Source organism: Halodesulfurarchaeum formicicum, assembly GCF_001886955.1.
Lineage (GTDB): Archaea > Halobacteriota > Halobacteria > Halobacteriales > Halobacteriaceae > Halodesulfurarchaeum > Halodesulfurarchaeum formicicum.
Genome location: NZ_CP016804.1, coordinates 597,055 through 609,179, shown reverse-complemented (window position 1 = coordinate 609,179; position 12,125 = coordinate 597,055). Strand labels below are relative to the sequence as shown.

Here is a 12,125-nt window from a genome sequence, read left to right as displayed (position 1 = left end):
GGTGACAGCCGTCTGTTTCGACCTGGACGACACGCTCTATGATTATCACGAGTACGCCGAGGCGGGGCTTCGCTCGGCCGCCGACCTGCTCGAAGCCCGCACCGGCGACTCGTTTCACGATGAGCTCCACGAACTCTACTTCGAGGCGGGGATCACCGACGGGACCTTCGACCGGCTGCTCGATCGACACGACCTGCCCGCAGACCTCCTCGATGATCTCGTAACGGCCTATCACTCGGCAACGGAGCCACTCACCCCGTACGACGACACGGAGGATGTCCTCTCGGTGCTAGGCTCAAATCACCAGCTAGGGTTGCTTACAGACGGTCGTGGCGGCCACGCGAAACTCCGCCGGTTAGGCATTCGTGAGTACTTCGATGCGGTACTCGTGACCTCGACGATCGGGCGGTCGAAACACGAACTCACGGTGTTCGAACGAATGCTATCCGAACTGTCGGTCCCCCCGTGGGACACCGCGTACATCGGCGACGACCCACGAGTGGACTTTCGCGTCCCGAACGACCTCGGCATGCAGACGGTACGGCTGCGACGTGGCCGGTACGCCGACCTCGAGCCGGCCGAGGCAGCGGCAGCCCCGGACCGGGAGGTCGACGAACTCGCCAGCCTCCTCTGTTATTTTTGACGGAGTAGTCGAGCGAGCCCTGGCCCCGAGATAGATACCGACTAGCCAGCCCTACCGGAGCCAGGTGTCAACTAAGAGCTACATAACAAACTACACACTCCGAGAAGGAGAACGTATGAAATCACTGCAACTGCTGTTGTACAACGCGCTCGTGGGCCTCGTCATCCTGATCCTGGCGAACGTGATCGGCCTGGGCGTCGAGATATCGATCCTCACGCTGCTCATCTGTGCCGTCTTGGGCGTTCCCGGGGCGGTGATCGTGATTATCCTCGCACTGCTTGATGTGGCGTTCATGGCCACCCTCGTCCCGACCCTGCCCTTCTGACCTCGCCGCATAGTGACATCGAAAAAAGATAGCTGGCGAGGGCTTGGTCCGAAATCTTGGCCGGAGCCCGTTCCGAGGAAATTCAGGTTAGCAACAGGAACGGACGGCGACCAAAGAGAGCTCGAAGAAAAATTCGACCCGCAGGAGTTCCCTCGCGAGTTAGCGGCGGCGGCCTGCGAGGAGCGCTGCACCGATGAACGCGACTAGCGCGACCCCGACGCCGAACCCTGGGACCGACGTCAAACTCGCGTCAGGAACGGTCGTCGTTTTCGTCGCGGTCGGCGTCTCCGTCTGGGGCGCGTCGACCTGGAGGGTCATCGACGGCCCGTCCACCACCTCGACTGCGTACTCGCCGGGCTGTTCGGGCGCGACCGCGAACGTAACGGTCCGGTTCTCCCCCGCGGGGACGGTGGTCCGCTCGACGCTGAGGGCGCGGTCGTTCACTCGAAGGGTGGCGTTGAAGGTTCCGGCTGCGACACCCTCGTTCGACAGCGTCACCAGCGCAGTGGTCGACTCCCCAGTTTCGATGTCGGTGGCTTCAAGCGTCGCGTCGGTGACCGATATCGACGGTTGACGGACCCCGACAGCGTACACCGAGGCGTTACTCCGGTTGGTGTGCCACATCGATTCCGTTTCATTCACGGCGGTCTGATTCAGCGGCGTCCACGTCGCGTTTGCAGCATCGTAGCCGTACAGCGTCGTTTCGTTTGCCGAGGCCACGTACTCGAATTCCACGCCATCGAGGCCGGCCCCGAGCGTGCTATTGACGGTCAGGTACCTGACCTGGGCGACGTGCTCGGACACTGGCTCGGTCCCGTTCGGCGGCGTCTCGTTCGCGAGCACCTCGAAGTCAAAGGCGACGTCGTGGGCGGGCGTGACGTTCACGTCACCGACCGCGACGGTCACGTTCTCGATCACCGCGACCTCCGATGGAACGAGCCCGGAGTCGTTCATCGGGATCGAGACGGTGTCGTTCGTCCAGGCGTCGGTGATCGTCCCGTTCACCCGTGACTCGTTCGCCGCGGCCCGCACGTCGACGGTAACGTTGTTCGGTTCGGTCACGGTGACGGTTGCGATCGGTTCGTGGCTGATGAGGACCTCGTATTCACCGGCCTCCTCGAACTGGTGGACGAAGGAGATGGTCCGGGACTCGTCTTCGGGAACCGACACCGTCTGCTCGGCGAGAATGGTCCCATCGTGGGAGAGGTACGCGTCGTAGCTGCCATCGGCGGACCCGACGTTCTCGATGGTCTTGTTGAACCGAATCAGATCGCCGACCTCGGCGGTCGTGCGGTTGGCCGAGTGGTTGACCGTACTGTATGCGGGGCTGTGACTTGAGGACTCACGGGGAGTGTAACGTGACGAGTCCTCCTCGGTGTCGACAGTAGATTCGGCGATGGTCGCGATTTCCGAAACGATGACACCGGCGGACTGGCCCTCGTCGATCCAGTCGCCATCGACCTGGGTCGCCATCGTTCGGAGTTCGTTGTCCGAGCGGTTGTCACTCGGCGGCGAGTGATACAAACTCGAACTCTCCACTGCCGTTCCGGGTGAGACAGCGATGAAGTCGACCCCGGACAGCGACGACAGTGCCGTGGACCGGGTCGCATTCGAGCTATCGTCGTCCTCGTCGGTCACGACCACGATTACCCGCTCGGCGTCGTCACGAAAGTCCATGTTCGTGGCCGTCAGAATGGCGTCGGACGCTCTCTCCACGTGGCCCGACTCGGGGAAGTGCATGGCCTTCTCGAAGCTGGCGAAGTCCCCGGTCAGCGGCTGTTCGATCCGGTTTTCCTCGTTGTAGGTGACCAGGCCGTAGCGAGCGTCGATACCTGCATCGTCGAACCGACTGGCCAGCCGGTCGACCTCCTGTGCCATGTGGTATCGATCCTCGTTCGTGCTCTCCGAACGATCGAAAACGATCACGATGTCGACGGCCGATTCTGCGCTTTCGGTTGTTTCGACGGTGCTGTCTCCGTTGGCTGCAGTCACCCCACCCATGCCGGCAACCGACATCCCAATGAGGAGGATCAAGACGACACCCAACACGCGTATCGCTGCGCTTGCCCCCGATGGAACGAACCGGGATAATTCCTGCTTTCGTTTGTTCTGCTGTACCATACTGGGGACAAGGAAATCGGTAGCCGTAGTAAACGACAGCTTACGGACAGGTAGCCGTCGTTGCAGCCCTACAGCGAGGAGTAAGCTGTTCTTTCCGGCCACCGGAGCGTTGAAATTTCAGGGCACGGCCGCCGGAATACTAGCGGTCGTCAGTCGCAATCGCCCCCTCGTGCACCTGGCCCTCCCTGAGGACCTCGACGGCGTCGAGTGGATACTCCTCGGCGGGCGGCGTCGGCGTTCGCAGTCCCTCGATGAGTCCAACGACACCCATCCCTTTTGCCAGGAAAATGCGGGCGGCACCCACAATTCCCAGCTTCGATGCCACCACGCCGAACCCGACCAGCGACAGGAGCAGCCACCCCAGAAGCATCGTTCCGGAGAGAAGGGACAGGACGCCGACACCGAGCCAGATGCCGAGAGCCACCTTGTACCGCTGTCTGCGAATGAGTCGCCACAGCATCGACGGGGAATGGGCCCACTTTCGGACCGTCTGGCCGGGTGCGATGAGATATCCCTGTCGCCAGCGCTGGACCGGTTCGGAGAACCCCTCCCCGGCGTTGTGGACCGCAGACACCTCCGGGAGCCGGACCAGGCGATAACCCGCCTCCTTCAACCGGAAGCCGACGTCGACGTCCTCGTAGCCGAGCAGATACGGATCGAAGCCGCCCACCGCGGCGAGCGCGGTCGCGTCGTACAGCATGACGCCGCCGACCTTGTCGACGTCTTTGACGCCCGTCTGGGTGGACGTGTCGAGGTTCCCCTCGACGGCGACCACCTGGGGGTCGCCGAGCTGTTCGATGGCACGCGGGAGCCAACTCTTGGTCAGCGTCATATCACCGTCGACGTGCAACACCAGTTCGCCGCGCGCGACGCGGTCGCCGACGTAGCGACCGGCCCCACAGGAGACGGTATGCTCCTCGGGAATGCGAAGCACCGTGATCGGGTACTCGGCGGCGTACTCGACGGTCCGGTCGGTCGAGGCCGAGTCGACCAGGATGACCTCGAACGACGGGACGGCCCGACACGCCTCGAACACCGATTCGATACACTCCCGCACGCGATCCTCCTCGTTCTCGGTGATGATGACGACCGACAGCCCCACTGCCCCGCGCTCCGGCGGGGTCGTCGGGTCGACCGTCATATTGGACCCCGGGTTGTGAGGGAACCGACGTTTGTCAGGCCAGAACAGGTGTGAGGGTTCCAAGTGGGACCGTCGCGGCTGCTCGGAACCTGTGAGTCATCGAGTCCGGTGAGAGGCAGGGGCTGGCGACGATCCATATGGATAGTTCACTCGGAAGGAACGTCGTGGGGACGTTTTGTTATGAAATGACTACCGCTGGTCAGCGGTTCAGCGACGTCCTGGCTGGGCTCGCATCTGGGCTTCAGACAGCCGGAACCGATCCCAGCTGCTTCGGAAGGTCCCTCGTGCGTGCAACGCAACTCTGGTTTCTGGATTGCAGCCTCGAAATTGGCTCTGTGGTCGATAGCCGCAGCATAACTTTCCGTGCTTTCCGGGTTCATTTAGAGAAGTACCTCCCCGATATGGAAACGAGAATGGCAAGCTTCCATTTAGACAGCGACCAGCGAGGCCGGACACGGACCCACCGACGGCTCCGCGATGCCAGCCGACCGTCGCGTGGGGTCGGTGACTGGCACCACGACGCCATGAAAACGACCCCGCCATGAAGGGGACTGAGAACCTGTTCCGTCGATTTCTGTCGCTTGTCAGCGCCAAGGTGATCGCGACAGGCATCGCTGTTCTCTCGACCCCGGTCATCGTTCGGCTGCTCGGACCGAGTGGCTACGGCGATTACGCCGTGCTGTTGTCCATCTTCTCCCTCTATATGATCCCCATCAGCGGGACGATTACGGAGGGGGTCCAGAAGTTCGTGGGAGAGGGTCGAAACCGGGACGGCTGGACCGAGGCCGTCGTCCGGTTCTACTTCCTTATCGGCGTGGGTGTCGTTCTCGTTGGGGCACTAATCCTGCTGGTCGTGACCCTGGCAGGGTTGCCCGGGCGGTTGTTCGCCCCGGCCTTCGACCGGTATGTCCTGCTGCTCGTTCCCTTCGTCATCGTCTCCCAGATCCGTGCATTCGGTACCCACACGGTGCTCGGGTTCGGGTTCGAGCACCTCTCGGGCCCGCTGTCCGTGCTCAAGAAGTTCGGCACCGTCGCCGTGGGCATCGCGCTCGTACTGGCCGGGCACGGCGTGGCAGGGATGCTGGTGGGCCACGTGGTCGCAAACCTCCTTGTCGCAGTCCTGGCGGTGACCATCGTCCTGCGCCAGCTCTCGCTGCGAACCCTCCTGTCCCCGCCCGCACTGCCCTACCGAAAACTCATGTCGTTCAACGTGGTCAACGTAGGGCTGGTCCTGCTCGGGATGTCACTGTACCACGTCGACCTGGTGATGCTGCGGGCACTGACCGACAGCCAGACCACGGGATTCTACAAGGCGGCACTGGCGATGGCGGAGTACCTCTGGTTCGTCCCAATCGTCGTCCAGCAGTTGTTGTTGCACTCGACATCGGCCCTCTGGGCGGACGACGAGGTGGACGCGATTTCCGAACTCTCGAGCCGCGTGACCCGCCAGATACTCCTGCTGGTCGTGTTGCTGGCCGTCGGGCTGGCCACGCTTGCCCCCCGCGTTATGCGGCTGTACTACGGTGCCCCGTTCGTCGTCGCGACACAACCACTTTTGATATTGTTGCCGGGAACAATCGCCTTCGCCGCCGCACGCCCACTGAAGGCCATCGCCCAGGGCTCCGGCCAGGTGCTGATCCTCCTGGCGGCCATCGGTGCCGCCGCGACGGTCAACATCGTGATGAACGCCATACTCATTCCACGGTACGGAATGGTCGGTGCGGCTGTCGCCACCAGCGTCGGGTATTCTTCGATGCTGGCGTTCACGCTGCTGGCGGCCCACCGGATCGGGTTCAACCCACTCGCCGATTTCCGACCAGGACGTATCATCCTCACTGCGGCGGTCACGGCCGTTCCGGTCCTCTCACTCGACTACGTGATCGAGTCGAACCTGCTCGCGCTGACCGTCGTGCCGCCGGTGGGGGCGCTCGTCTACACCGTCACCGCCGTCGCTACCGGTGCGCTGGACCCAGCCGAAATACGCCCCGTTCTCGATCGACTTCCCGATCCGATCGACGACCTGCTGACCCGTGGACTGGAGTACGTAGCGCGGTCGTGATCATCCCACGAGTCCCGCTTGCCGAGCGTCCGAAGGCGCTTCACGAGCGAGCGGGAACTCACGCAGATCCGGGTGATCGAGGTGCGTTCGGACCTCGGGCGGCAGGTCGGCCAGCGAGTCGGCCGTCGCGACAGAATCCCGGACAGTTTGCCACTCGTGGTGGCGACAGAGCACCTGGGCCGGCACCGACTCGATCCCGAGCAGCCGGCTGAGGTAGAACCGGTGACGGCCGCCGCTCCCGAAGAGCAGGCGTCCGTCGCGGCCGATGTGAACCCGACAGCAGACCGGTGACACTGCCCGGTCGTAGCCCTCGTCCCGGAGGCTCCGGTACAGCGTCTCCCGCTCGCCCTCGTACCGCTGGCGCAGGGCTGCTCGTGAGTCACAGCCGTGCTCGATGGTGTCGGCGTCAACCCGTTCAAGTTCCGCCGCGAGGTGATCGACAATACCGGTGTCCGTCCAGGGAGTGCCCGCCACACGGGCCTGACAGGCCTGGTACTTCGGTTGGTTCTCGATGCGAGGGAGGTTGCGGTCCCAGTCACCACCGCGGACCGTGCCCAGCAGCCGCCGGGGAAACGACGTTTCGAATCGCGAGAGGGGGACGATGTGCGTGACTGCCTGTGGGTCGATCTCGATGGTCGCCGTTGGGTCCGGAATGGCGACCAGGCCAGCGCGGCGGTATCGGAACCGCCGTAGCCGTCGTATCGACGCGAGCTGGACCGCCGTGAGCAGGTGTCCAACGACCCATCCCGGTCCTTCTCGAAGCAGCGACAGCGGTCCCTCCCGATGGACTTTCGCGACGACAGTCGCCGGCAGCGAATCACGGCGTTCGCGCATCGGTCAGGCTTCCCTCATGTCCACGTCCCCGGCCGGAAGTCACCCGGACCGGCCTCCATATGGTCGACGTGGCGCTCGCCGTCGGGGGTGACGAAGGTTGTGTTGCGGATGGTCATCGTCGAGTCACGGAGAATGAGCGGATAGCCGGAGACGTCGATGCGGGAATCGACGAGTTCACAGCCCTCGGAGTAGGCGACACGGATACCGTCACGATGGTCGCCCCGTTGTTCGATGGTGCAGTTCCTGAAGACGGTCCCGTCCCGACCGTTCAGTTGGACGGTGTACCCCCGTTTCGCTTCGCCGTCGACGGTCAGGTTTTCGAACGTCGGCCCGCCCTCGCCGCCTCCGGAGTGGTAGAACCCCTTGATGGCAGGGATGTCATCGCTGTCCATCGTAACCTGTGTGTTGGCGACCCGAGCGCCGCCGTTGTCGGCATGGAAGACGATGGCACCGAAACTGTTCGTAACCTCGGGCCCGAACCGGATGTCACAGTCCTCGACCAGTTGGCCGCTCCCCCGCCGGAAACGGATGCCCCGGAGGTTTATCGAATCGATTTTGGGCGCGGATTCGACGACGATGGTGTCGTCGCGAGCCGTCGACCCATCCGTCCCAAGGCGGATATTCGAGACGTTGTTGTTCTCGAAGTGCCCGCCCTCCGTGTGGACCGTCCCGCCCCCACCGTCTGAAACGCCGGGTGCCGAGCCGTAGAGCCCGTTGTCGGTGAATTCACTGAGTTCGCAGTCCCGGAAGGTCACCTCGCCGGAGTGGCGTTGCCCGACGTAGGCCCCGGTCATCCAGCCGCTGTTCTCGGCGTTTTGCATCCGGAGCCGCTCGACGAGGCCGGTCCCCTCGGGGTCACGGATATCGATCCGAAACATGGCGATCTGTTGGCGACAACTGCCCTGTGCGGTGACATCGCGGACTGTCGCGTCACCCGACGCGATGACGTTGACCGCGCCACCGGCCCCATCCCGGCTGAAATCGAAGTCGATCCCTTCCAGCAGGAAGTTCGTGATCTGGTCGAACTGGATGTGTGGGTCGGTATCGATACAGCTGTTCGCCGGCGCGACGAACGTCGGGTGTTCCTCGTGGGCCGCGACAACGCCGAGGTGATCGTACTCGGTGAGCCTGATCTGCGGGAGCAGGTAGGTTCCGGCCGGGAACGAGAGGAGCGTGTCATCGTCTGCATACTCGTTCAGGAAGTCGTCGATGGGTTCGTTTCCCTCGGGATCCGCACCAGCCTTCACGGCGTCCACGACGGTGCCGAATTCGTCGCCGTGACGGACCGGCTCCTCCTCGGCTGGCGGGCTCAGGTCTGCTGGGGTTTCGATCTGGTCGTCCCCGTTCGGGTCCGTGTCAGTATCTCTATTCGGGGGTGGTTCGTTCGAAAAGCGGTCGACGACCTGGCGATACACGGCGACGCCGGTGACCCCCACAATTCCGGTTACTGCACTCTGTCGCAGGAGTTGGCGTCGGTTCATCTGTTGGGTTCAATCCAGCGAAGCGCATTTGTTATGAGTGTCGTACGGCGCAGTAGGTTCGGCCCACCGCCATCTGAGCGCATCCGAGGGAGACGTCAGCCTGAGAGGCGGATGACACGGCTGTGCCACAGACAGACCCCGGGTCGGTAGCCCGTATTTACTTTTCCCCACTGCCGAGCACGACCCCACATGGCCACGAACGTCCGGGCCTGGGTCGCCGATACTCGTGAGCGAATGGACGAGGACATCCTCGGCGGCCTGCAGCTCGGGGCCTACTATCTCTATGTCGGGCTCTGGTTGACCCTCAGCACTCGCCTGCGGTTTGGGACGCCGGCTTACGAGCGAGAGTGGGACCTGCTGGTCATACTGGACACCTGCCGGACCGACGCGCTGGCGGCCGTAGCTGACGAGTATGACTTCCTCGACGAGCGCGAGGCGATTTGGTCACCTGGCAGCACCTCCAGCGAGTGGGTGTCCCACACGTTCGACCGAAAATACGCCAGTTCCATCTCCCGAACCGCGTATGTGACCGCAAACCCCCACTCCGAAGAGGTCCTCCGGAATCGGTTGTTGCCGCCGCAGTACGTCGCGACCCCAGTTACCTGGCCGGACTGGAACCCGGTCGAACCCGAAGTGTTCGGGTTGCTCGATGAAGTGTGGGCAGACAGTCGAAGCGAGCGGCTCGGAATAACCCCACCAGAGGCCGTCACCGATCGGGCAATATCGGTGGGGCGGGAGGCCGATGTCGATCGAATCGTCGTCCACTACATGCAACCACACGCGCCGTACATCGCCGACGCTATCGAGAGTGAAGACCCAGTCTCCGAGACGTGTGCCGAACCATTCGAGCCACTACGTCGAGGGGAGATCGACCAGGCGACGGTCTGGGATCACTACCTCGATAATCTCAGACTGGTGCTCGACGAAGTCACGGTTCTCCTCGAGAACGTCGACGCCGACCGGGTCGCCATCACCGCCGATCACGGCGAGGCCTTCGGCGAGTGGGGGTTCTACGAGCACCCTGTCGGCTGCCCGCTACCCGCCGTCAAGCGGGTCCCCTGGGTCGAAACGACCGCGACGGATCAGGGCACACGAGACCCGCCCCCAGTCACTACCGGGCCCGCCGAGCACGACGTCGCCGACCACTTACGCGACCTGGGGTATCGCTGAGACCGATCTCAGAGCCACGGCCGGTCGCCCAGACCGGGGTGGTTCGGGATGACATCGGCGGGGTCGTGAGCACCCTCGTCGCCGTAGACGTTCCCGCTGTCGCTGACGGCCCCGAAGTCCTCGAAGTAGGCGGTGGACTGATCGAAGAACCAGTTGTCCATCACTGTCAGCGACCCGCCGTCGAAGCCGCCGGAGTAGCCTGCCACACCCTCTGCTGCGGGGTTGTCCCACGTCCGGGACTCGCCGTTCTCGATGACGTTCGACTCGATGGTCGTGTCGCCCTGGAAGGGATCGTGAACGTCACAGATGTGCATCACCGAGACCGGCGAGAAGTGGTTGTACCGGGCGGTGTACCCCGGTGCGTTGTAGGCACAGGTCACCGAGTGGCGGTTGTTGTGGAAGTAGTTGTACTCGATGAGACACTCGTCGTTCGCGGCCACACCGTAGCCGAGGCCCTGGCCGTTGTTGTCGAAGATGTAGTTGTGGTGGACGTGTGAGCCGGCCTCCTGCACGGAGATGGCACGGTCCGGCCATCCCCACACCTTGCAGTTGTCGACTTCGACGTCGCCGCCCTCCAGACGCATCGCGTACGTGGGCGTATCGAAGGAGATCCCGTCCCGGTGGGTCACGGTTCTGTCGGGAGAGTGTCCGCGGAGCCGCAGCCCAGTTACGCGTGAGTTGGCCTGCGGGCGCAGCATGATCTGGGGCGTCTCGTCGGTGCGCAGCAGTGCCCCGGGAGCGCCATCGAGGCCGCGGTTCGACGCCAGCGTGACGCCGCTGGGCACGTCCATGGACCGCCCACCGGTGTCGATGACGGCGTCCCCGGAAACGAAGACGATATCGCCAGACGACGCGGAGGCGAGGGCGTCCTGAATGCCGTTTGCGCTCTGAACCACGTAGTCGGCGTCCTCGCGGGTCACGATGTTCTCGTATCCGGACCCACCGCCAATCCCGATGCCGTCCGTGCCCGTTTCGGTTGTCGTATCAGTCGTCGTATCAGTCGTCGTATCGGTTGTCGAATCAGTCGTCGTATCGGTTGTCGTGTCGGTTGTCGAATCAGTCGTCGTATCAGTCGTCGTCTCTTCGTCCTGCCAGAAGAAACCGCCTTTCCAGTCGTCACCGCTCGCCCCCGGCTGGGGGTACCGGGAGACTTTCGACTGCCTGCCGTCGACGTACGCATCGGCCGTCCCGTCGATGGTCACGTCGAGTACCAGGTTGTCGAACTGGAATGCGTCCCGATCATCGGGGAAGACACGTGCCGCGGCCTTCGTGCCGTCGTCACTGATCCAGTAGTAATCGGAATCGATCGTCGCCCCGTCCAACGTCGAGGCAACCAGCTTCCCGTTCTCCTCGACTTCGAGGTAGACGTCAGCCCAATCGTCGCCGACGCCCTCGAAGGAATAGCTGTGCTCGCGGTCGTAAACACGCTTTTCGCCCAGTAGCTCGTGGGGCGTGACCGACTCGCCATCGACTTTGAGGGCGAACTCGCCGGTGAGCGGCGAGAAATCAAGCACCTCGCCCGCAAACTCGAACGTGTCGCCGTAGCCGTTGCCCGTCAGTCCGGTCACCGTCCAGGTGCCGTCGTCGTTCTCCGTAATGGTGTCGTTACTCTCCTCGGCGGAGAGGGGCCCGTTGTCGAACACTTTCGTGATCTCGCCCGACGTGGTCATCGCGTACTCGACGGAGCCGTCATCGGGGGTCGTGATCTCCAGACGACGGGTCCGGTCGGTCACCAGATCCGACCGCGAGATGCGCTCCCCGTTCAAATAGAGCCGATAACTGCCCGTCTGTGGCCGGAACGCGACGACGTCGCCGCTAATCTCGAATGTGTCGCCGTACCCCGGGTCCATCCGACCGGTCACGGTTACGGTTCCGTCATCGTTCTCGACCACCGACTCCTCGGCCGCCTCCGCCGACACGAAACTGTTGTTCTCGATCGGCGTGATGCTGTCCGTGGTCGTGAACGAGTAATCGATCCGTTCGCTCCCAGACGAGATGATTTCGAGCCTGTCAGGGGACGACCCCGCGCTCGCACCTTGTGACATCGCGGCCGCTGTGGCTCCAGTAACCCCGAGCCCGGCGAGCTGAACGAGCCGGCGGCGAGTGATAGGAATGGCTTTCTCGTCATCGCCAGTCGACTCCTCCTCGGTAGCGGGACCATTACGATTTCCCATGGCCCGGAATGATGGACTTACTACAAAGACCCTTTCTGCAGGATTGGGACGATAAACCGGTTATTCCTGCCGATTGACGACTAGTTACCTGATTTTGGAGTCCAGGTAGTTACGAGTTGACTGCACAGATCGCGGCCCGTTCCACCCACAATCACACCCACACAATACCAACCATGG

At 63.3% G+C, this 12,125-nt stretch carries 9 protein-coding genes; 4 read left to right on the top strand and 5 right to left on the bottom strand.

Features of this window, described 5'->3' with window-relative positions; translation table 11 throughout:
* Position 1 precedes the first annotated feature (1 nt).
* Both HSR6_RS03170 and HSR6_RS03165 read left to right on the top strand, forming a co-directional pair.
* Positions 2-643, top strand: a complete 642-nt coding sequence (locus tag HSR6_RS03170; RefSeq protein WP_071932791.1) for an HAD family hydrolase — start codon at positions 2-4, stop codon at positions 641-643.
* A 115-nt stretch (positions 644-758) separates the two neighbouring features.
* On the top strand, positions 759-968 hold the full coding sequence (locus HSR6_RS03165; RefSeq protein ID WP_071932790.1) for a pro-sigmaK processing inhibitor BofA family protein: 210 nt from the start codon (positions 759-761) through the stop codon (positions 966-968).
* Positions 969-1,127: 159 nt separating this feature from the next.
* Here HSR6_RS03165 and HSR6_RS03160 read toward each other — a convergent pair whose 3' ends face one another.
* The gene (locus HSR6_RS03160; protein ID WP_083426086.1) at positions 1,128-3,089 is read right to left on the bottom strand and encodes a VWA domain-containing protein; all 1,962 of its coding nucleotides are present in this window, start codon (positions 3,087-3,089) and stop codon (positions 1,128-1,130) included.
* Positions 3,090-3,228: 139 nt separating this feature from the next.
* Positions 3,229-4,230 (bottom strand): glycosyltransferase family 2 protein, encoded by a 1,002-nt coding sequence (locus HSR6_RS03155; protein ID WP_071932788.1) that lies wholly within the window; start codon positions 4,228-4,230, stop codon positions 3,229-3,231.
* A gap of 541 nt (positions 4,231-4,771) precedes the next feature.
* Here HSR6_RS03155 and HSR6_RS03150 point away from each other — a divergent pair.
* Positions 4,772-6,289 (top strand): oligosaccharide flippase family protein, encoded by a 1,518-nt coding sequence (locus tag HSR6_RS03150; RefSeq protein ID WP_071932787.1) that lies wholly within the window; start codon positions 4,772-4,774, stop codon positions 6,287-6,289.
* Here the strand turns inward: HSR6_RS03150 and HSR6_RS03145 are convergent, their stop codons facing one another.
* A complete protein-coding gene (locus tag HSR6_RS03145; protein WP_071932786.1) occupies positions 6,290-7,123 on the bottom strand; it encodes a hypothetical protein in 834 nt (277 codons plus the stop codon).
* Between the two features lie 14 nt (positions 7,124-7,137).
* On the bottom strand, positions 7,138-8,604 hold the full coding sequence (locus HSR6_RS03140; RefSeq protein WP_071932785.1) for a right-handed parallel beta-helix repeat-containing protein: 1,467 nt from the start codon (positions 8,602-8,604) through the stop codon (positions 7,138-7,140).
* 189 nt (positions 8,605-8,793) lie between these two features.
* Between HSR6_RS03140 and HSR6_RS03135 the strand changes: the two genes are divergently transcribed.
* Positions 8,794-9,774, top strand: coding sequence for an alkaline phosphatase family protein (locus tag HSR6_RS03135; protein WP_071932784.1), 981 nt, complete (start codon positions 8,794-8,796; stop codon positions 9,772-9,774).
* An 8-nt stretch (positions 9,775-9,782) separates the two neighbouring features.
* Here HSR6_RS03135 and HSR6_RS03130 read toward each other — a convergent pair whose 3' ends face one another.
* The gene (locus HSR6_RS03130) at positions 9,783-11,948 is read right to left on the bottom strand and encodes a right-handed parallel beta-helix repeat-containing protein (protein WP_071932783.1); all 2,166 of its coding nucleotides are present in this window, start codon (positions 11,946-11,948) and stop codon (positions 9,783-9,785) included.
* Between the last annotated feature and the right edge of the window lie 177 nt (positions 11,949-12,125).